Annotated in this window: 21 protein-coding genes; 4 read left to right on the top strand and 17 right to left on the bottom strand. The window is 47.5% G+C overall.

Features of this window, described 5'->3' with window-relative positions; all coding sequences use genetic code 11:
- Positions 1-86 precede the first annotated feature (86 nt).
- From CZ360_RS11270 to pyrH, 3 genes are read right to left on the bottom strand one after another with little or no spacing between them, the layout of a single operon-like run.
- Positions 87-794, bottom strand: a complete 708-nt coding sequence (locus tag CZ360_RS11270; RefSeq protein ID WP_077534287.1) for an undecaprenyl pyrophosphate synthase — start codon at positions 792-794, stop codon at positions 87-89.
- A gap of 9 nt (positions 795-803) precedes the next feature.
- The gene (gene frr, locus CZ360_RS11265; RefSeq protein ID WP_077534286.1) at positions 804-1,358 is read right to left on the bottom strand and encodes a ribosome recycling factor; all 555 of its coding nucleotides are present in this window, start codon (positions 1,356-1,358) and stop codon (positions 804-806) included.
- Positions 1,359-1,388: 30 nt separating this feature from the next.
- Complete coding sequence (pyrH, locus tag CZ360_RS11260; RefSeq protein ID WP_077534285.1) at positions 1,389-2,096, bottom strand: UMP kinase; 708 nt, start codon at positions 2,094-2,096, stop codon at positions 1,389-1,391.
- A 255-nt stretch (positions 2,097-2,351) separates the two neighbouring features.
- Here pyrH and CZ360_RS11255 point away from each other — a divergent pair, with 255 nt between their 5' ends.
- Both CZ360_RS11255 and CZ360_RS11250 read left to right on the top strand, forming a co-directional pair.
- On the top strand, positions 2,352-2,552 hold the full coding sequence (locus CZ360_RS11255; RefSeq protein WP_077534284.1) for an alpha/beta-type small acid-soluble spore protein: 201 nt from the start codon (positions 2,352-2,354) through the stop codon (positions 2,550-2,552).
- Positions 2,553-2,734: 182 nt separating this feature from the next.
- The gene (locus CZ360_RS11250) at positions 2,735-3,889 is read left to right on the top strand and encodes an aldo/keto reductase (protein ID WP_077534283.1); all 1,155 of its coding nucleotides are present in this window, start codon (positions 2,735-2,737) and stop codon (positions 3,887-3,889) included.
- A 54-nt stretch (positions 3,890-3,943) separates the two neighbouring features.
- On the opposite strand, the gene CZ360_RS11245 is transcribed toward CZ360_RS11250, so the two are convergent.
- The 14 genes from CZ360_RS11245 to murB all read right to left on the bottom strand — a co-directional run bounded on the left by CZ360_RS11245 (position 3,944) and on the right by murB (position 19,770).
- Positions 3,944-4,495: a hypothetical protein gene (locus tag CZ360_RS11245; protein WP_077534282.1), complete on the bottom strand. Its 552-nt coding sequence runs from the start codon at positions 4,493-4,495 to the stop codon at positions 3,944-3,946.
- A gap of 93 nt (positions 4,496-4,588) precedes the next feature.
- The gene (locus tag CZ360_RS11240) at positions 4,589-4,840 is read right to left on the bottom strand and encodes a TIGR03905 family TSCPD domain-containing protein (RefSeq protein WP_077534281.1); all 252 of its coding nucleotides are present in this window, start codon (positions 4,838-4,840) and stop codon (positions 4,589-4,591) included.
- Between the two features lie 23 nt (positions 4,841-4,863).
- Positions 4,864-5,409 (bottom strand): phosphoribosyltransferase family protein, encoded by a 546-nt coding sequence (locus CZ360_RS11235; RefSeq protein ID WP_077534280.1) that lies wholly within the window; start codon positions 5,407-5,409, stop codon positions 4,864-4,866.
- An 81-nt stretch (positions 5,410-5,490) separates the two neighbouring features.
- Complete coding sequence (tsf, locus tag CZ360_RS11230) at positions 5,491-6,399, bottom strand: translation elongation factor Ts (RefSeq protein ID WP_077534279.1); 909 nt, start codon at positions 6,397-6,399, stop codon at positions 5,491-5,493.
- Positions 6,400-6,481: 82 nt separating this feature from the next.
- The gene (gene rpsB, locus CZ360_RS11225) at positions 6,482-7,225 is read right to left on the bottom strand and encodes a 30S ribosomal protein S2 (protein WP_077534278.1); all 744 of its coding nucleotides are present in this window, start codon (positions 7,223-7,225) and stop codon (positions 6,482-6,484) included.
- Positions 7,226-7,437: 212 nt separating this feature from the next.
- Entirely contained in the window at positions 7,438-8,295 is an 858-nt protein-coding gene (folD, locus tag CZ360_RS11220; protein WP_077534277.1) for a bifunctional methylenetetrahydrofolate dehydrogenase/methenyltetrahydrofolate cyclohydrolase FolD, read from the bottom strand.
- Positions 8,296-8,403: 108 nt separating this feature from the next.
- Positions 8,404-9,543, bottom strand: coding sequence for a prolipoprotein diacylglyceryl transferase (lgt, locus tag CZ360_RS11215; RefSeq protein ID WP_077534276.1), 1,140 nt, complete (start codon positions 9,541-9,543; stop codon positions 8,404-8,406).
- An 85-nt stretch (positions 9,544-9,628) separates the two neighbouring features.
- On the bottom strand, positions 9,629-10,915 hold the full coding sequence (gene yfmH, locus CZ360_RS11210; protein WP_077534275.1) for an EF-P 5-aminopentanol modification-associated protein YfmH: 1,287 nt from the start codon (positions 10,913-10,915) through the stop codon (positions 9,629-9,631).
- A 19-nt stretch (positions 10,916-10,934) separates the two neighbouring features.
- Complete coding sequence (gene yfmF / locus CZ360_RS11205; RefSeq protein WP_077534274.1) at positions 10,935-12,215, bottom strand: EF-P 5-aminopentanol modification-associated protein YfmF; 1,281 nt, start codon at positions 12,213-12,215, stop codon at positions 10,935-10,937.
- A 308-nt stretch (positions 12,216-12,523) separates the two neighbouring features.
- Entirely contained in the window at positions 12,524-13,495 is a 972-nt protein-coding gene (gene pfkA / locus CZ360_RS11200) for a 6-phosphofructokinase (protein WP_077534828.1), read from the bottom strand.
- 85 nt (positions 13,496-13,580) lie between these two features.
- Entirely contained in the window at positions 13,581-17,045 is a 3,465-nt protein-coding gene (locus tag CZ360_RS11195) for a DNA polymerase III subunit alpha (RefSeq protein ID WP_077534273.1), read from the bottom strand.
- A 16-nt stretch (positions 17,046-17,061) separates the two neighbouring features.
- Positions 17,062-17,964, bottom strand: a complete 903-nt coding sequence (whiA, locus tag CZ360_RS11190) for a DNA-binding protein WhiA (protein ID WP_077534272.1) — start codon at positions 17,962-17,964, stop codon at positions 17,062-17,064.
- Between the two features lie 18 nt (positions 17,965-17,982).
- Positions 17,983-18,840 carry an RNase adapter RapZ gene (gene rapZ, locus CZ360_RS11185; protein WP_077534271.1) on the bottom strand — a complete coding sequence of 286 codons (858 nt, stop codon included), beginning with the start codon at positions 18,838-18,840 and terminating at the stop codon, positions 17,983-17,985.
- Between the two features lie 3 nt (positions 18,841-18,843).
- A complete protein-coding gene (gene murB, locus CZ360_RS11180) occupies positions 18,844-19,770 on the bottom strand; it encodes a UDP-N-acetylmuramate dehydrogenase (RefSeq protein WP_077534270.1) in 927 nt (308 codons plus the stop codon).
- A gap of 196 nt (positions 19,771-19,966) precedes the next feature.
- Between murB and CZ360_RS11175 the strand changes: the two genes are divergently transcribed.
- Complete coding sequence (locus tag CZ360_RS11175) at positions 19,967-20,968, top strand: tRNA modification radical SAM protein MnmL/YtqA (protein WP_077534269.1); 1,002 nt, start codon at positions 19,967-19,969, stop codon at positions 20,966-20,968.
- Positions 20,952-21,494 carry a tRNA 5-(aminomethyl)-2-thiouridylate-methyltransferase MnmM gene (locus CZ360_RS11170; protein WP_077534268.1) on the top strand — a complete coding sequence of 181 codons (543 nt, stop codon included), beginning with the start codon at positions 20,952-20,954 and terminating at the stop codon, positions 21,492-21,494. Before CZ360_RS11175 ends, CZ360_RS11170 begins: the two co-directional genes overlap by 17 nt.
- Positions 21,495-21,504: the final 10 nt, after the last annotated feature.

Genomic DNA, 21,504 nt, shown 5'->3' with positions numbered 1-21,504 from the left:
TCCGGCTTAAAGAACCGCCGTTTCCGGCGCGAACCGCTCAAAAACACTGTGTAAAAAATACTCACACTCTTCGTTGTTTTTTCTATCTATACACCACCGAACCGGCGGTTTCGGGAGGCATATTCCTCCAGCGCTTTATCAATATAGCTTTCGTTAAAATCAGGCCAGAGAATCCGGTCCATAAACACATATTCCGCATAGGCCGACTGCCAGATCAGAAAATTGGACAGCCGGTATTCCCCGCTTGGACGGATAATCAAATCCACATCCGGCTGACCCTTTGTGTAAAGATAATCCCGCACCGTATCCTCCGTGACCGATTCCGCGGATAGCTTCCCGTTCTGGATATCGCGGTTCATCTCCTGAAACGCATGAACCAGCTCGTCCCGCCCGCCATAATTAATGGCAATATTCAGATGCATTCCGGTAAAGGAGCTGCTTTCCGCTTCACAGTCCGCAATCAGCTTGAGGATATCATCGTCAAAGCTTGACAAATCCCCGATAAACTGAACCTGAACATTTTCATCCTTATGGTTTGGGGCGTCCACCAAATACTCCCTCAGCAATTCTATAATCGCACGAACCTCTTCCTGAGGACGTTTCCAGTTTTCCGTAGAAAAGGCATATACGGTCAGATAACGGATTCCTATTTGATTGCAGTAGTGTACCACCTTGCGAAAGGTTTTTGCACCAATTTTATGCCCAGCCTGCCTGGGCAAGCCTCTCAGCTTTGCCCAGCGGCCGTTTCCGTCCATAATAATTCCGATATGCTTTGGCAAACAACTCTTATCCATGCCGTGTTCCTATATTTCCATGATTTCTTTTTCTTTTGCCTTTGCAGTATCATCTGCTTTTTTACAGTATTTATCCGTTAGATTCTGGACTTCCTTTTCTCCATCCTTCAAATCATCCTCGGTAATCGCAGAATCCTTTTTCATTGCTTTGAGTTTTTCATTTGCATCCCGGCGGATCGAACGGATCGCGACCTTAGATTCCTCAGCAAGCTTATGAACATCTTTTACCAGTTCTTTTCTGCGTTCTTCTGTCAGAGGCGGGAATGCAATACGGATCACCTTTCCGTCATTGGTCGGGTTGATTCCCAAGTCAGAGGTCTGGATTGCCTTTTCAATGGTTTTCAGTGTCGACATATCCCAGGGCTGGATTACCAGCATCCGTGCCTCCGATACGGAGACCGCAGCCATCTGATTGATTTTGGTCGGAACGCCATAGTAATCGACATTGATTTTGTCAAGGACAGAGGGATTCGCTCTGCCCGCGCGGATTGCAGTATATTCATGCTCTAAGGATGCAATGCTTTTTTTCATTTTTTCTTCTGCTTTGTTGATCACTGTTTTCATGGTGATACCTCCTAAGATTAAGTAAATATATTACGCTGTCACGATTGTGCCAACTTTGTCGCCCTGTGCCGCACGGACAATGTTATTTGGGTCATTCAGGTTAAATACCAGGATCGAAATATCATTGTCCTTGCACATGGATGCCGCCGTACTATCCATTACCTGAAGTCCCTTTGCAAGAACATCGGAGAAGGTCAGTTCGTCAAATTTGACTGCATCGTCAAATTTATGCGGATCCTTATCATAAATACCGTCTACCATCGTAGCCTTAAAAATGACATCCGCTTCAATTTCTGCCGCGCGGAGAGAGGAAGCAGTGTCAGTGGAGAAAAACGGATTTCCCGTTCCACAGCCGAAAATCACAATCCTTCCCTTTTCCAGATGCCTGACTGCGCGGTTACGGATATAGGGCTCCGCTACCTCCTGCATAGCAATTGCAGTCTGAACCCGGACGTCCATTCCAAGCTCTTCCAAAACATCCGCTACCGCCAGCGCATTCATCGTTGTGCCCAGCATCCCGATATGGTCTGCTCTGGTGCGGTCCATAGCGCCGCTGGAACGGCCTCTCCAAAAATTCCCGCCGCCAACTACAATGGCAATCTGCGCGCCTAGCTTTGCGCAATCACGGATGCTTTCACAGATTTTTGTAATCACGCTATAGTCAAGGCCAAAACCCTTTTCTCCGGCCAAAGCCTCTCCGCTTAATTTGAGCAGGATACGGTGATATTTCAATGCCATATTGCATTCCTCCGAACGATTCGATCTAATAAAAAATAAATAAAAATGATATCTTGCAGATTATCAGAATTATTATAGCATATTTCAAAAAATAAGTAAATAATTTCCGCAGAAAGTAGGCCGCCTGATTCAGAAAAAACTGGAATGCGTTCTAAACATTTCCAATCATATTTCATCTCAACAGGAAGATAATAATAACACAAACGCAAGAGAAAAAGAAATAAACTTTAAATTAATTAAGGAGTGTAAAAAATTATGTCTAGCAGAAACAGTAATAAACTCGTAGTACCTCAGGCGAAAGAAGCAATGGATAAATTCAAAATGGAAGCAGCAAGCGAAGTTGGCGTTAACCTGAAACAGGGTTACAACGGTGACTTAACTTCTAAACAGGCTGGTTCTATCGGCGGTCAGATGGTTAAGAAAATGATCGAATCTTACGAAAACTCCATCAAGTAGTTTACCTGATTGATCTTTGTAGTAAGAAAAATAGGGGGTTCCTGTCAAACAGGAACCCCTTTATTTTGTCCCTGTTTTTCAAATCCATCCAGGTTGCCTGAAAAACCGGCCGACGCACTTGTTTTTTCAATTTTTTTATTCTATAATGAAAAACAAGAATAGAACGAAAGGAAGGATCGTCTATGCAATATCGTCCCTACGGCAAATTGGATTTTCAGGTATCCGCTTTTGGAATGGGGTGTATGCGCCTTCCCCGGATTCTGAAGGAAGACGGAACTGCGGAGGTTGACCGTGAAAAAGCATACGAGCTGATCCGTTATGCCGCCGATCATGGCGTCAACTATTTTGACACCGCATACGGCTATCATCACCAGACCAGTGAAGCAGTACTCGGAGAAGCGCTTCAGGGCGGTTATCGGGAAAGGGTCAAAATAGCCACCAAGCAGCCTTTTAATGTGATGAAAACGCATGCTGATATCCGCAGGAATCTGGAAAACACTCTCAAAAAGCTGCGTACCGATTATATTGACGTATATCTCATCCATAATATTCAGGCAAATGTCTGGGAAGATATCAAAGCCCGGAATATTTTAGAGGAATACGAAAAATTCCGGCAGGAAGGACTGATTCGTGGAATCGCCTTTTCCTATCACGGAGAATTTGAAGCCTTTAAAGACATCCTCTCCTATTATCCCTGGGATATGTGCCAGGTTCAGCAAAATCTTTTAGACTGTGATAAAGAGGTTACGGAGGAAGGCATCAGACTGGCGGGTGAAAAGGGCTGCGCGCTCGTTATTATGGAACCCCTGCGCGGCGGCGGGCTTGCCAACGCTCCAGAGGATGTACAGGCAGTTTATAATAGCTATCCGGTAAAACGTTCCCCGGCGGAATGGGCGTTCCGCTATCTCTATGACCATCCGCAGGTGAGCTGTATCTTAAGCGGCGTGACTACGATGGAACAGCTAAAGGATAATATCCGTATCTTCTCCGAAGCGGACGCTGTGGCTGATTCGATGACTCAGGAGGAGAGGGATCTGATGCTGCGTGCAAAGGCTGCTTATGAAAGCCGCGTCACCATCCCCTGCACCGGCTGTGAATACTGCATGCCATGTCCGCAAAAGGTGGATATTCCAGGAATATTCCAGAAATACAATACCGGAATGATGTTCAAAAATTTTGATAATCCCAAGCGTACCTATATGTTCACCAAAAATGCTAACCAAAGTGCTGTCAACTGTATTGAGTGCGGTGCGTGTATGAAGAAATGCCCGCAGCATATCGATATTATCAGTCAGCTCAAGGCGGCGCATGAAGCTCTGGACGGATGGAAAGAATAGTATTTACATAAAACGGGCCGCGCAAACGGCTCGTTTTTCCATCTCAATTGATACTTATAGGTTTAAATAGCCGTCCTCCTCCAGCCTCAGCTCTCCCAGCAGGATCAGGATGGCGACATAGGCCAGAATAGAGAGATCATTTCGTTCCCCGCTGATCCGGCAAGGTATTTCCATTGGATCAATTAAAACGCCGTCCAAGGTGTAGACAGAACGCTGAAGCGAGATCACCAGTCGGTCATCATCCCGGCTGGAAAAGGTAACTGTGTCCCGGTTTGAGAATCCGTAGGTCACAGTCTTTAAATGGTGGCGGGATACAAAGGCAAGCTGACGGCGATAGTTTGCATTCACCACTGCAGTGATGTCCCCGGAAATTGTTTTGAGAGGATGCAGGTCACATTTATTTTTAAAATAAATGATTGTCCGGTCTGCATAAAGGGATTTCAAATGATCCGTCTCAATTAGCTCAATCTGGGTATCCTCTCCGGCTTCCATCAGGACATCCTGATTGTAAAATGAAATCGGGACTTTTGAATGCAGAGAAGCATATATTTGGTCGGACAGCGCATGATCTTTTTCATTTCCATAAAATAAAGCTCTTTTTTTCACACAGACCCACCTATTCAAACAACAGTTAATCTTATTGTAAGCAAAAAAGCGGCAATCATACAAAAAAGCGGAGCAGCGACTGCTCCGCTTTTTTTATTTTGATTCTTTCATTTTCTTGAGTGCCTTTGCCAGTTGATCCGGGCAGGAGGTCGGTTTAAAACCGCAGTGAATTCCTTCCAGCCGGGAAATGACATCGTCCACCTTCTGTCCCTTTACCAGGGAAGCGATGCCGGTTGTATTGCCGGCACATCCTCCCGTAAAGCGTACTTCCTTAATGGTGTCCCCATCCACTTCAATATCAATCTGCCTGGAACAAACGCCGGACGGCTTATAGGTATAGTTCATTTCCTTGCACCCCTTTCTGGTGGCTATTCATGATTTGAAATCAACGGCAGCTTTTCCAGGAAAATAATATCCTTCCGGTCAGCAGCGTCTCCTTCGGCTAACACAGCGGCCTTTGCAACAATATTACCGCCGGACTTTTCAACGAGCATCTCCAGCGCGCGCAGGGATTCCCCGGTGCTGATCACATCATCGACAATAACCACCCGTTTCCCTTCCAGATAGTTTTTATCCTCTGCATCCAAATATAAGGTCTGAATCCGGTCGGTGGTAATAGACTTTACATCGACGCCGACCGGGTTTCTCATATACAATTTTATGCTCTTTCGGGCCAGAATATATTTCTTCCCGTTCTGCCGCGACATTTCATACGCTAACGGAATTCCTTTGGATTCCGCGGTTAACAGGACGTCATATTCGGGCAGGCGTTCCAGCAGAGCTTTGGCACACGCAATGGTCAGCTCCACATCAGAAAACATTACAAAACCGGCAATTGATAAATCATCATTCAATTTACATACAGGCAGTTCTCGTGTTAAGCCCGCAACCTGCAAGGTATAATACTGATCCATAACCAGTTCCTCCTTCATCAAACACGCAAAGAGGACTGTTTCACACGGTAAAACAGTCCTTCATGCACATTTATCTGTCTCTTATTTCATCATGCTGGCAACTTCATCCGCAAAGTTGTCTTCTCTCTTTTCAAGGCCTTCCCCTTTTTCAAAACGGACAAAGCTGTTCATCTTGATGGAGCCGCCCAGAGCCTTCGCGGTATTTTCAGTGTATTTTGCAACAGTCAGGTCGCCGTCCTTAATAAACGGCTGTTCTTCGAGGCAAACCTCTTTATAGAACTTATTAATACGGCCCATTACCATTTTTTCAGCAATATTAGCCGGCTTGCCTTCATTAATCGCCTGAGCAGTCAGGATTTCTTTTTCTTTTGCGACAACCTCTTCCGGAACGTCAGACTTGTTTAAATACTGCGGGACAGCCGCCGCAATCTGCATTGCGATATCCTTTGCGTATTCGCCGAAGCCTTCCTTATCCGCAACATCAGTATCAAATTTCACCATAACGCCGATTCTGCCGCCGCCATGGACATAAGCTACCAGGTCGCCTTCCATTCTTTCGAAACGGCGAATCTTCATGTTTTCACCGATAGTCAGGATTTTATCCCGGAGTTCTTCCTCAACAGTCATATCGCTGCCCGCACATTTCAGAGTATTCAGCTCCTCAATGTTTGCAGGGTTATTGTCAATAATAGTTTTCGCGATATTGTTTACAAATTCAACAAACTGGGCGTTTTTCGCAACAAAGTCAGTTTCAGCGTTTACTTCCAGCACAACGCCGACCTTCTTATCAGAATCTACAACGGACACTACAAGTCCTTCCGCAGCAATTCTGCCTGCTTTCTTTGCAGCCGCAGCCAATCCCTTTTCTCTCAGGATTTCAATTGCTTTTTCCATATCGCCATCGGTTTCGGTTAATGCCTTTTTACAGTCCATCATGCCGCAGCCGGTTCTTTCACGCAAATCTTTTACGTCTTTTGCAGTAAATGCCATTTTCTTTTCCTCCTATTATTCATTCAAATTATTCTTGAAAAATGCCCGCGCAAAACAGTTGCCCGGGCATTCAATGCTGTCATTATTCAGCGGCTTCTTCTGCTTCGGCTACTTCTTCTGCTTCCACAGCTTCTTCCATCTGTTCGCCCTGTCTGGATTCCAATACAGCGTCAGCCATTGCGCCAGCCAGCAGTTTTACTGCTCTGATTGCATCGTCATTGCCAGGGATGACATAATCGATATCGTCTGGGTCACAGTTGGTATCGACGATAGCAACAACCGGGATTCCCAGGTTTTTCGCTTCAGCAACAGCAATTTTTTCTTTTCTTGGGTCAACTACAAACAGAGCGCCCGGAAGCTTATTCATGTTTTTGATACCGCCCATGAATTTTTCGAGTTTCTCGATTTCCAGGTTTAATTTGATAACTTCTTTCTTCGGGAGAAGATCAAAAGTACCGTCTTCCTGCATGGTGCGGAGCTGTTCTAATCTTTTAATTCTGCGTTTGATGGTTTTGAAGTTGGTCATCATACCACCGAGCCAGCGCGCGTTGACATAGTGCATACCACAGCGGAGAGCTTCTTCTTTAATGGAATCGCCCGCCTGTTTTTTGGTACCGACAAACAGGATTTCGCCGCCGTCAGCAACAACGTCGCGAACAAAGTTGTATGCTTCTTCCAGCTTTTTCACTGTTTTCTGCAAGTCGATGATATAAATACCATTTCTTTCTGTGAAAATGTACTCAGCCATTTTCGGGTTCCATCTTCTGGTCTGGTGACCAAAGTGCACGCCAGCTTCCAGAAGCTGTTTCATTGAAACTACTGCCATTAGTAATTTCCTCCTTCATAAATTTGGTTTGTTTCCTCCGTTTCGTCCTTTCCAGCCACCGAACCTATCCGGCACCCTGCTGAAAGTTGTCAAAACGTGTGTAAGAGAAAGCGAAGCGGTACTGCGCTTTCTCTGCAAATTCTTGCTAGGTACTTTGCATACCAAAAGCATTATAAATTATATCATAAACAGAAATAAAATGCAAGCACTTTTTATTCCGCCGTATGATTCTGGATTTTTGCTGCGGTCAGGGTATTTTTCATCAGGGTTGCGATGGTCATTGGGCCGACTCCGCCCGGAACCGGAGTGATGTAGCTGCAACGCGGCGCAACCGCGTCAAAATCAACATCTCCGCAAAGCTTTCCGTTCTCCAGCCGGTTCATCCCGACGTCAATGACGACAGCGCCTTCCTTCACCATATCCTCGGTGACAAATTTTGCCCGGCCGACAGCCGCGACCAGGATATCGGCATTCCGGCAAATCTCCTTGAGGTTTTTTGTTCTGGAGTGACAGATGGTGACCGTTGCATTTTCATGCAGCAGGAGCATCGCCATTGGTTTTCCTACGATATTGCTCCGCCCGATTACTACGGCATTTTTCCCACAGACGTCAATCCCGGTGGAATGGAGCAGCTCCATACAGCCGGCAGGCGTACAGGGCAGGAAATCATAATCGCCGATCATAATTTTTCCTACATTCGCGGCATGGAACGCGTCGACATCCTTCATCGGAGCAATGCGCTCAATCACCTTATGCTCATCAATCTGTTTCGGAAGCGGAAGCTGTACCAGAATCCCGTTCACTGCCGGGTCTGCGTTTAGCTTCTGCACTAACCCGAGCAATTCCTCTTCCGTTGTTTCCTCCGCCAGCGCATATTCCCTGGATTCAATTCCGACCAGTTCACATGCTTTTTTCTTGTTATTGACATAAACCCTGGAAGCCGGGTCATTTCCCACAATGACAACCGCCAGGCAGGCGGAAACTCCTCTTTCCTTCAGGGAGGAGACCTCCTCCTTTACCGCCATTTTTACATCCATTGATATCTTTTTGCCGTCAATCAGTTCTGCCATATCGATCGATTTCCTTTCTTCAGATCAGGTACCTGTTATCATTACATGCGGCGCTGCTCCATTGAAAAAACCCTTTCTTCCATGGGAAGGGCAAGGGACGGGAAAAGCCTATTCCTCCTTATCGTCATATGTAGCCGCGCCGTTGTCCTCCGTCTCGTCAGCCGGAGCTTCAGAAGAATCCACTGCTTTAGATTCCGTTTCCTTTTCGGCTTCCTCAGACGATGTTTTTTCCCCATCGTCCGCCTTTTCTGCCGGTTCGGAGGATTCGGCTTTGATTTTTGCTTCCTCTTCCTTAGCCGCTTGTTTTGCTTTCTTCTTCTCCAATTTTTCTGCCTTTTTCGCTGCCTTCCGTTCTTTCTCCTGTTCCGCGTAGGCTTTAGGATCTTTATTTCTCAATTCTGCCAGCTCCAGGACTTTTTTGGACTCGTCCGTTTTTACATAGAGCTTCAGATACTCAGGGTCATTGTTGCGTTTAATTCTGGAACGGATTACCAGCCATACAATCAGCGAAGTAATGAGAAGCAAACCGGAAAGAATCTGGGACACCCTTAAGTTTCCAAGATAAAGGCTGTCTGTCCGCAGACCCTCAATGAACATCCTGCCTAAGCCGTACCACATCAGGTACATCAGGCCGACTTCACCGTCGAATTTCCGGCGTTTTGAATAGAGATGCAGCAGGATAAACCCGATCAGGCACCAAACAGATTCATAAAGGAAACATGGATGAACCAGGGTATTCGCACTCGGCACGCTCATGCCAAACAGATATCCGTCGGAAACCTCCGCGCCATAAGCCTCTGCATTGACAAAATTCCCCCAGCGCCCGATGCACTGACCGATCAAAAAGCCCAGCGAAGCAATATCCAGCATCGGCAGGACTTTGACATTGCGGATTTTGCACATAATAATCCCAAAAACAGCCGCTCCGATTACGCCGCCGTAAATGGCGAGTCCGCCTTCTCTCATAGCAAAGATGGAAAGCAGGTCATCCTTGTAATTCTCCCACGAAAAGACGACGTAATACACCCGGGCCCCGATAATACCGCCTACCATACCAGCCAGGATTACGTCAATTGCACGGTCCGCGTCCAGCCCAAAGGTTTTCATCCTTTTCAGGCCATATACCGCAGCAATGATGAAACCAACCGCAATGATAATGGCATACCACGCGATTTTGAATCCAAACACCGAGATAAAGGGGTTGATGGAAAATTCAAGATTTAGATTTGGAAATGCTACTGTGTTCATTGCTCACAATGGTTTTGCCTGAACTCGAGCCAGGCAAAACTTCCTCCTTTTTATTTTTTACACAGCTTAACGCTGTGAAAGAAAACTATACTGATTCTGCCAGCGGTTCTACAATCGACAGCGCCATTCTGGACTCGTCCAGCGAACAGGAAAAGCGCTGTTTTATATCCTTATAGGTAATCCCCTCTGCCGCTTTGATATTGTCATAAATATCAACTCCCGCAAAGTAAGAGCTTACCAGTCCATTCGCTACATTTTCCACCTTGTTGAAGCCGCGGACAATCCTTCCATAAAGCGCTTTTTTGCAGCAGAGAAAATCCTGCTCGCTCAAGCCTTTTTTCCGCAGTCCGGCAATTTCTTTTTTAATCTCCTCCGCCACCCTGCGCGGGTCTTTGGATTCCCCGGCAAAAATATTGGCAAAATATCCCCGGCCGCTGAACACCTCGGTGCCGAATTCCTGATTGATCAGCCCCTCGTCATAAAGCCTCCGGTAAAGCGGGCTGCTTTCCCCGGCGATCATTTCGAGCAGAATCTCGGTTTCGAGCTGAGCCTTCAGCCATTCATAGCCGCTCAGGGGACTCTCTTTATAACCGATCTGAAACAAGGGCTGCGCAACGCTCAGCTGCTGAACGACTTCTGCCTTTTCAATCTCCATCGGCTCGTCCGCCGTTTTCTGCACCAGCTTTACCCGTTTGGACTCTTTCAGGTTTTCTTCAATTACCTGCTCCGCCACATGAACCGGGAAATTTCCGGCAATCGCCAGCACCATATTATTTAAATTATAAAAGGTATGGTAACATTTGTAAAGTAAATCCGCATCAATTTTTGAAATACTTTCCACCGTTCCCGCAATATCAACCTGTACCGGATGATTCTGGTACAGCGCGCCGAGCAGATTGAAGAACACCCTCCATCCGGGATTATCCTCGTACATCCTGATTTCCTGCCCGATAATTCCCTGCTCCTTTTCCACCGTCTCCTGGGTAAAATAGGGGGACTGTACAAAAGTGAGCAGCGCTTTTAGAGATTCTGCGAACTGATTGGTCGTGCTAAACAGATAGCAGGTCCGGTCAAAGGAGGTAAACGCATTGGCGGAAGCGCCTGTCTTGGCAAAGAGAGTAAACGCGTCGCCGTCCTCGCTCTCAAAAAGCTTATGCTCCAGGAAGTGAGCGACTCCTTCCGGAACCTCGGTAAAATCCGGATCATCCCCGGATTTGAATACAGTGTCAATCGACCCTAGCTTTGTCCCAAACAGGGCGTAAGCGGAGCTGTAGTCGGACATCGGGTACAGCAGGATCGTCAGCCCGGATGGATGCTGAATATAATAATACTTTTCCTGTAATTTTTCATTTCGTACGATTCGTTTTTTCATGTTGGTCGTCAGCCTCTTCCTAGTTTTCTTTTCCTGTCAAGAGATAGCAGATTTCATACCTTAGCTGGTTTGCGGCCCAAACCACATCTTCTTTTGTGACCGCACAAATTTTCTTTGCCTCTTCTTCCGGAGTGTTTGCGGTTCCGCAAAGAATCTGCCCCAGATAATAGGATTCTATCGAAGCATTGGAATCATTCACAGAACGATAGCTGTTTATCATACTGAGCTTTGCATAGTTCAGTTCTTCCTCTGTGATATTTCCGTTCTGCATTTCTTCAATCTGACGAAGGATTTCTGTTTTTGCCTTCTCAATATTTTCATTTTCCACACCGGAATCAATCTTTACAATCCCTTTTGTCCGATCCATACGCGCCGCGCAGTAATAGCAAAGGCTCAGTTTTTCCCGGACATTGGCAAACAGCTTTGACATCGGCGTGCCGCCCAGCACCACCACCATCAGCCTCAGCGCATATAGCTGTTCGCTGTCGCATGGGATTCCGGTAGAGAAGCCCAGTACCATTTTGGACTGGCTCACTTCCATCCGGTCAACCTGTTCCATCGGTTCTGCCAGCGGAGAATGAATTTCTGTTTTGACCTCGCGCAGGTCATTCTTTCCACGGCTCAGGACACGGAGCTGTTCCTTCGCGATTCTTTTGCAGCTCTCTGAATCACCGCTCCCCACAAACAGGATTTCCATCTGTGCGGTGCTCAGTAGCTCGTGATAGGCGCGCGTTACCTGTTTTGCATCCAACGCCTTGACCTGTTCTACCGTCCCGTACTCACTCAATCCATAAGGCTCCCCTCCGCAAAGAAGCTGGGTTGTTCTTCTTAGCGCAAACATCCGCTTATCATTAATTTCCGCTTCAATTTCATCAATTAGGGACTGCTTTTCCACTTCCACCTCGGCGGGCAGAAACATCCCGTTCTCTGTCACCGGATGAAGCAGCATTTGGAACAGAACAGTGGAGATCTGCTCTGTTATATTCTCCTTGCCGAGCGCAAAACGGTCATCAATGCTCAGGATGGAAAGCGACAGAATCTGCATATCCCCGAATTTCTCCACCTCGTATTCTACAGAAGCGCCATAGAGAAGATTGAGATACTTGTTAAACCTTGTAAAATCCCGGTATTTGTCATACCCTTTCCGAAGGAGGCTGGGAATCAACGCATTTTTCGCCGCAGATTCCTCCCGAAGGGCTGTAACAAGATGGATTTCTATCTGGTTTGTCTTAAACCGCTCATCGGAAACCGCGTGAAAACGGACTCCGGGATATAATTCTTCACTCTGCAACACACTCATTTTGAAACTCCTCCTGCTGAATTGATTGAATCCAATCGATCTATATCTTTCCTGCAAAACCAAAACACTACATTACTGAAACTATGATAGCAAAAAGCTGCCGGAATCAAAACGGCTGCACCGTAAGGCGCGAAGGAATTTGTTCCGAGAGCCGTTTTGATGGACGCTAAACGACACGTTTAACGTTATTATACCATATCTATTTCCCAAATTCTATGAAATAATTCCGAAATTTTCATATCACAAAAATAACAGGTATCCATTTTTTATCGGATACCTGTTATCAATTTTTTCATTTTATCCCAGAATTAGAACGAAATCTCGTTCGCGATTTTATACAGGTCAAGCGGAAATTCTTTCTTCATATGCAGTGCTTCCTGGATATCAAAGTCAACGATATCCCCATTCTGCATCCCGACAACACGGTTTCCGATTCCCTTTTCGAGCAGCTCTACCGCATAATAACCCAGTCTGCTTGCTGCAACTCTGTCGCGCACCGTCGGATTACCGCCGCGCTGTACATGTCCGAGGACAGTCGCTCTGGTTTCAATTCCGGTCGCCGCCTCAATCTGCTTTGCAATTTCAGCAGAACCGCCGATTCCCTCTGCAACCAGAACAATAAAATTCTGTTTGCCGAGCTTCTGAGCCGCTTTGATTTTCGAAATTACTTCATCCATCTTTACTTCCAGCTCAGGAACCAGAATACAAGTCGCACCGCATGCAATCCCGGTATTCAACGCAATATAGCCCGCGCGGCGCCCCATCACCTCTACAACACTGCAGCGGTCATGCGACTGAGCGGTATCGCGGATTTTATCCACCATTTCCATCGCTGTGTTCATCGCTGTATCATAGCCGATGGTATAATCCGTACATGCGATATCGTTGTCAATGGTTCCAGGAATGCCGACGCAAGGCACGCCAGCTTTCGACAAATCCGCGGCGCCGCGGAAGGAACCGTCCCCACCGACAACGACAATTCCGTCGACCCCGACCTCATCACAGGTTTTCTTTGCCCTCAGGACACCTTCCCATTCTTTAAACTCAACACATCTTGCTGTGTAAAGAACCGTGCCGCCGCGATGAATAATATCCGAGACAGAACGCATATTCATCTCGATCATCTCACCATGGATCAGGCCATTGTAACCACGCTGAATCCCGATGACACGCATCCCCTTTTTCACTGCTGAACGGACAACGGCGCGGACTGCTGCGTTCATGCCAGGTGCATCGCCGCCGCTGGTCAATACACCAATTGTTTTCTGTTTTGTATCCATAATAAGCGACCTCTCTTTTTTTAATCTTTCTCCTGTTAACATTTTATCATATTTTGTAAAACTGTCAACGATTATTTCAGCCTTTTTACGTTTTATATACAACGCTTTCATCTGATAATCGCTTTTTTAGCTCTTTTAATAAATTCCCGGACACGTCTGCTTTGTAATCCTTTACATGGAAGTAAGATTTCTGATCTGCAAAATAGAAAACCACCTCTACTGTTCCCGGAAAACGGGCCAAAATACTCTTCACATCCACAATATTCGGATCAGTTTTTCCCGAAAGCTTCAGATAGAGCTTCGGCGTCTTCTGCGCGGCGCCCTGCCGGGAAGCCAGTTCCCCAATCGAATATACTTTTTCGCAGATCAGCTTCGGGCGTTCCTCTTCCTTCACAGACACCTTCCCGCTAAGCATGATGATTTTTCCCTCTGCTAGCAATGAAGTATTCTGCGCGTAGACATTCGGAAATACGACGGCTTCCATGCTTCCGGTTTTATCCTCAAACTGCAGAAAGGCCATTACCCCGCCATTTTTTGTAGATAACGCCTTTTTATGCTGAATAATGCCGAAAAGATTGATTCTTCTCCCGTCAAGGGCAAGCTTTTCCTCCTCATCCTCCAGCATCAGGGAACTGATGTCCGTCACCTTCATCCGGATGTTTACCTTCCCTGCCTGGTCGAGCGGATGTCCGGAAAGATAGAGCCCGACTGTCTCCTTTTCCATCGCCAGCAGCTCGGATACAGCATATTCCTCTGCCTTTGGAATCTCATATTCAGGAGGCGCGTCCTCCACTACCGAAAACAAGCTGATCTGCCCTTCTATATTCCGGCGCTTATTGCTGTCAATCTGATCCACAATTCCCTCATAGGAGCGCATCATCTCTTTCCGGTTATGCGGAAAGGAATCAAGCGCGCCGGAACGGATTAAGCTTTCAATCGCGCGTTTGTTCAGGTCTTTCCCATACATCCGTTCGCAGAAGTCAAAGAGCGAAGTAAATCTGCCGTTTAATTCCCGCTCCGCGATCATATTCTGAATCACGCCCCTGCCCAGATTTTTAATTGCCAGCAGCCCGAAATTAATGTCGTCTCCGATGACGGTAAAGCCAGCCTCACTGATATTGACATCAGGCGGAGAAACACGGATATGGTTTGACTTGCAGTAATTGATATATTCATTCACCTTATCTGTATTGGACAGGACGCTGCTCAAAAGTGCCGCCATATACTCCCGCTTATAGTGGGTTTTCAGATAGGCAGTCTGATATGCGATATAGGCGTAGGCGGCCGCGTGGGATTTGTTAAATGCATACGAGGCAAAGCTTGACATTTCATTGAAAATCTCAGTCGCCGCCTCTTCGCTGACCCCGTTGTTGACAGCACCTACGCATTCTACCGTCCCATCCTCATTTTTCTTTCCATAAATGAAATTCTGCCGTTCCTTCGCCATGACGTCCGCTTTTTTCTTTGCCATTGCGCGGCGCACCAGATCTGCTCGGCCATAGGAAAACCCAGCCAAGCTCCGGCAAATCTGCATCACCTGCTCCTGATAGACAATGCACCCATAGGTAACGTCCAGAATCGGGCGCAGCAACGGATGCAGATAGGTGACATGCTCCGGATGATTTTTATTGTCAATATACCGTGGGATAGACTCCATCGGCCCCGGACGGTAAAGGGAGATGACCGCAATGATATCCTCCAAGTTCTGGGGCTTCATCTGGGTCAGCACCTGGCGGATACCACCGGATTCCAACTGGAACACCCCGTCCGTATCCCCCTGTGACAGCATTTCAAATACCTTCGGGTCATCCAGCGGGATTCCGTTCACCCGGAAACCGGGTTCCCTCTTCTGGATTTCCGTCTCGCATGCCTTGATCACCGTCAAGTTCCGCAGGCCCAAAAAGTCCATTTTCAAAAGCCCCAGTTCTTCCAGTGTAAACATCGGGAACTGGGTGACGACCACGTCGTCGTTTTTCTGGAGCGGGACATAGGTATCGGCAGGCTCCCTGGTAATGACAACCCCCGCCGCGTGGGTTGAGGCGTGTCTCGGCATTCCCTCAAGCTTCATGGCGGTCTCAATCAGTTCATGTGCCTGCGGGTCGGTATCATAGGCGTTTTTCAGCTCCTTTGACTCCTTGAGTGCCCGCTCGATGGTCATATTCAGCCGCGCCGGAATCATCTTTGCAATCACGTCGACAGCCTGGTAAGACATCCCTGTCGCCCGACCGACGTCGCGCACCGACTGTTTTGCCGCCATCGTTCCAAAGGTGATGATCTGCGCCACATGGTCGGAGCCGTATTTGGAGATCACATAGTCAATGACCTGCTGCCGTTTTTCAATGCAGAAGTCAATATCAAAGTCAGGCATGCTGACCCGTTCCGGGTTAAGGAAACGTTCAAACAACAGATCATGACGGATTGGATCGATTCCGGTAATCCCGATACAATAAGCCGCAAGGCTGCCCGCTCCGGAGCCGCGCCCCGGCCCGACCGGAATATCGTGCTCCTTGGCATACCGGATAAAATCATAGACAATAAGAAAATAATCGATATACCCCATCTGGGCAATCACTCTGATCTCATACTCCAAACGTTCCGTAAGGATCGGGTCAGGCGCTTCCCCATAGTTCCGTTTTAAGCCGTCCCAGCAAAGAGATTCAAAAAACTCCTGGTTTTCCCTTCCGTCCGGCGCTTTGAAATAAGGAAGCTTGGTCATCCCAAACTCAAAATCAAAATTGCACTGCTCGGCAATCCTGACAGTATTTTCAACCGCTTCGGGATAAAGTGAAAAAACCTCTGCCATCTCGTCTCCGGATTTGAGGTAAAATTCATCCGTTTCAAATTCCATTGCCTGGTTCTGCCCATAGACGGTATTGGTTTGGATGCACATCAGCACTGCCTGTGTTTTGGCGTCCTCTTTCTTGAGGTAATGCGTATCGTTGGTTGCAACCAGCCCGGCTCCCAGCTCCTGTGCAATCCGGGCCAGATGCGGTATCACCTGCTTCTGATTGTGAATCCCATGATCCTGAATCTCAATATAATAGTCGTCCCCGAATACTGAGTGATAAAACCGCGCCGTTTCGAGCGCTTTTTCATATCCGTCCTGCAAAATCTGCCGCGGCAGCTCCCCTGCCAGGCAGGCGGAAAGGCAGATCAGCCCTTCATGATACCGTTCCAGCAGTTCATGGTCGATTCTGGGCTTATTATAAAATCCATTAATATACCCTTCTGAAACCAGTTTAATCAGGTTTTGATAACCCGTTCGGTTTTTGCAGAGAAGCACCAGATGATAGGGCGAGCTGTCGATCTTGTGTACCTTGTCAAAACGACTTCTCGGCGCCACATAGACCTCGCATCCAATAATCGGCTTGATCCCCGCTTCTTTGCACGCTTTATAGAAATCGACCACGCCGTACATATTGCCGTGGTCTGTAATTGCGATCGCTTTCTGCCCAAGCTGCGCCGCATATTTCGCCAGCTCTTTAATCCGGCAGGCGCCGTCCAGGAGGCTGAACTCCGTATGGACATGAAGATGTGCAAACTCTTTCACAATCGTTCCCTTTCCTTTATTTCTGCTGTCTCAGCTCCTCCGCAATCGAGGACAATTTTTTCAGACGGTGGTTCAGCCCGGATTTAGAAAGCCCGCAGTTTAAAACGCCGCAGAGCTCCCCCAACGATAGCTCCGGATACTGAAGTCTTGCCTCCGCCGTCTTTTGCAGGTCATCCGAGAGATATCCCAGCCCTTTTTCCTTTAGGATCAGCTCGATATCCTGTACCTGGCGGACAGAAGCCGCCACCGTTTTCTGAATATTCGCGGTCTCGCAGTTTGTGATCCGGTTCACATTGTTGCGAACCTCTTTTACAATTTTAACGTCCATCATGCTCATGGCCGATTTTACAGCGCCCATATAGGTCAGGAGATCCTCGATATGCTCGCTCTCCTTTAAGTACAGAATTTCCTGTCCCTTCCTCTTTGTCTGATGGAACGGAAATCCATATTCAGCATAAAGATTCCGGATCAGATCAGCCTGTCCGCGATCCGGAAATTTCAGCTCCAAATGATATTCCCGGGATGGGTCGACCACCGACCCGCAGGAGACAAAGAGCCCGCGCAGAAACGCCGCCCTGCAGCAATCCCGTTTAAGCCGTTGCAGGCATTCCTCCAGCGGGATCCCATAACGCCTTTCAAAAGCGGCCCGGTCCTCCGGATCCTCCAAGGTCAGGAGGAATACCTTATTTTTTGCCCTCGCTGTAAGGTTCGGATCAGTTACCGTAGCTATGACGCCGGTCTCCTCTACCAGCTTTTCCGCAAGGAGAACAATAGTTTCCCGGTAATCAGAGCGGTAAAGAACTCCTGTCTCCTTTACCGGCGCAAACCGAATAGCCGCATATGTAAATACAAAGCCGCATTCCTGACAGTGAAGCTTCGCATTACAGAGCTCCTGCTTCACCGACTGTGAGAAGGTCATCCCTGACACAATCCTTTCCTATTTACTGATATCCCTGTGATGTACGGTCACCTTCCGGTTCTGGTCAAGAAGATGACGGTAGATCATCTCCGCAAAGGTGACAGATCGGTGTTTTCCACCGGTACACCCCATTGCGATAACAAGCTGGCTTTTTCCCTCCGCAATATAAAGCGGAATCAAAAAATCAATGAGATCGGTGAGCTTTTTCAACAGCTCCTGAGACTGCTGCCAGCTCATCACATAATCCTGTACCTCCGGCATAATTCCGGTCTTGTACTTAAGCTCTTTGATGTAAAACGGGTTTGGCAGGCATCGGACGTCAAAAACCAGATCCGCTTCGTTGGCAGGCCCGTATTTAAAGCCGAAGGACATGCAGTTAATCAGCATTCCCGTAGAGATATTGTCCAGGAATATCCCCGTCACCTTCTCCTTAAGCTGAATCGGGGCAAGATGGGTCGTGTCAATGATATAATCGGCCCGTTCCCTAGCCGGCTGGAGCATCTGGCGTTCCTTCTGGATCGCCTCTTCAATCGAGGGATGCTCCACATCAAACAGAGGATGCTTTCTTCTCGTTTCCTTGTAACGGTTCATCAGGACATCATCAGCGCAGTCAAGAAAAAGCAGGCGGAATTCAATATTGCGTGCGGAAAGATGGTCGAGCTCCTGATAAAATTCCTCAAACATTTTACCGCTTCTGCCATCGACAACTATCGCCATTTTGCTGATATTGCTCTGATTCTGTACAGCCAGATCCGCGAACTTGCTGATCAGCATCGGCGGCATATTGTCAACACAGTAAAATCCGATATCCTCTAAGGTATCGATCATCCGGGATTTTCCCGCGCCGGACATCCCGGTAATAATCAGCATTTCCATCGTTTATTTCCCTTCTTCGGCCTCAAAGCCAATCTTCCTCACTTCACATTCCAATGTAAATCCTGTCTTTTCTTTTACTGTCTGCTGGACAATTTTGATTAAATCCAGAACGTCCCGGCAGGTCGCATCCTTACGGTTAATCACAAATCCGCTGTGCTTTTCGCTGACCTGCGCGCCGCCGACCGTCCTTCCCTTCAGCCCGCATTCTTCGATCAGCGCTGCGGCATAAGCTCCCTCCGGCCGTTTGAAGGTGCTTCCGGCGCTTGGGAATTCCAACGGCTGCTTTGCCTTTCTTCGGCCATAAATTTCATCCATATTAACGCGGATTTGCTGTGCGTCTCCTTTTTTCAGGGAAAAGGCCGCACCCAGAATCGGGAGCTGTTTTCCAGTAAAAAAGCTGTGCCGATAGGAAAAATCAAGTTCTGCGTTTTCCCGCCGCTGAGGTTTTCCTTTTTCATCCAGATAATCGGCAAATTGCAGTACATCCTTTATCTCCCCGCCATATGCGCCGGCATTCATAAAGGCAGCGCCGCCTACTGTAGCAGGGATTCCATAGGCGAATTCCAGCCCGGTCAGCCCGTTCTGCTGGGCGAAGGTGCAGAGCCTCGCAAGGCTTGCGCCTGCCTGTGCGTATACAGTCGTTTCATCCAAAAGCCATATATCAGAAAAATTATGATGAAACAGGATAACAGCGCCGCTAAAGCCCTGATCCGATACCAGAACATTGGAGCCATTCCCCAAAAACAGAACCGGAAGCCCTTCTTCCCTGCAAATCCGGACAGACTCCGCCGCCTCTTCCACCGTATGCGGAAGGATCAGGATTTCACACGGCCCGCCGATCTTAAACGACGTATAGTTTTTCAACTGAACCTTAGTTTTATATTCAATTTTCTTTTCTTCCAAACGGCCGGCCGCTTTTTCTATCATCATATCTCATAAACCTTTCTATCGGGCTGTTATGATTAAAAATCATTCTATTCATCTATATAAAATATTATACAAAATATTTCTCAAATAATCAATTTCAATCCTGTAAATTATTTGTCTCATGGCAAAGGCCGCTTGCCATTCCTGCAAGATCAGGATATAATAACTATATTATCCTGAGTCAATCGAAAGGTTTGTTATGAAATCTCCATTTCTATTTTCTGACGACAATAAACGCTACCATACCTGGAACTATCACCTGCGGCATCAATTTGGCTGCAAGGTTTTCAAAGTGTCTCTCAACGCCGGTTTTACCTGCCCGAATATCGACGGCAGCAAGGGATTGGGCGGCTGTACCTATTGTTCTTCTTCGGGAAGCGGCGACTATGCCGGAAATCCCGCGCTGCCGCTTTCACGGCAGTTTGAAACAGTACGGGATCAGCTTCTCCGCAAATGGCCGCAGGCAAAATATATCGCCTATTTCCAGGCACACACCAACACCTACGCCCCGTTTCCTGTCTTACGGCGCTGTTTTGAGGAGGTATTGAGCTTTCCGGATGTAGTAGGTCTAAGCATTGCCACCCGTGCGGACTGCATCAGCCGCGAAACAGCGGATTACCTGGCGGAGCTTTCCAAACGCACCTATCTTATCGTAGAATTGGGCCTGCAAAGCGTATTTGACAGTACGGGCGAGCGGATTAACCGATGCCACACCTACCGGGATTTCCTGAACGGCTATACCATGCTCCAAAGCAGGGGGATTAATCTCTGCGTTCATTTGATTAACGGACTTCCGGGCGAAACCCCGGACATGATGCTCTGCTCCGCCAGGACAGTCGCCGCGCTTCGCCCGCACGCCGTCAAGCTGCATCTGCTTCACGTCTTAAAAAACACCCAAATCGCCAAACAGTATGCAGACGGCGATTTTTCCTTGCTCACCCTGCCTGAATATGTGCAGATCATCTGCGACCAGTTGGAGGCGTTTCATCCCGAAACAGTCATCCAGCGAATCACCGGAGACGGCGCGAAGGACGAGCTAATCGGGCCGTTATGGAGCCTGAAAAAATTTGTAGTAATGAATGAGATTGACAAGGAGCTTCTGCGCCGGGACAGCATGCAGGGACTCAAATGGGAATCTCCATCCACTTTTCAGAAAGGATGCCAGAATCAGGCAACAGAACCATATGGAACGGATTCTTGATTTTTCCAAAACGCTTTTAAGGCCACATCTGCATGACAACGGCCTGTATCTTGACTTCACAATGGGAAACGGGTATGACACCCTTTTTCTAGCGCAGCATACCCATTCAGCCGTATATGCCTTTGATATCCAGCAGCAGGCGCTGGATGCGACCCAAAAGCTTTTAAAGCAGCATCAAGCTGAAAACGTCCGCCTGATCCTGGACAGCCACGAACACTTTTTAAACTATATCACACCGCCGTTCGACGCCGGGATTTTTAATCTTGGATATCTGCCGGGAGGAGATAAATCGGTTACGACCAAAAGTGAAACAACCCTGAGAACCCTGGAGCTGGCCGTAGAAGCGCTGAAAAAAGGCGGTTTGCTGCTTTTGACCCTTTATCCGGGACATGAGGAGGGAAAGGAAGAAAGCTTCTCAGTGGAAGCCTTCTGCCGGAATTTAGACGGAAAAAAATTTGACGTGCTCAAATATGATTTTATTAATAAAAAGCATCCTCCCTATATTCTGGCAATTGAGAAAAAGTAAAAGAACGGAT

Source organism: Massiliimalia massiliensis, from assembly GCF_900155615.1.
GTDB lineage: Bacteria > Bacillota > Clostridia > Oscillospirales > Ruminococcaceae > Massiliimalia > Massiliimalia massiliensis.
Note: the sequence above shows the minus strand (reverse complement) of the source record. Positions and strands in the feature narration are given on the sequence as shown.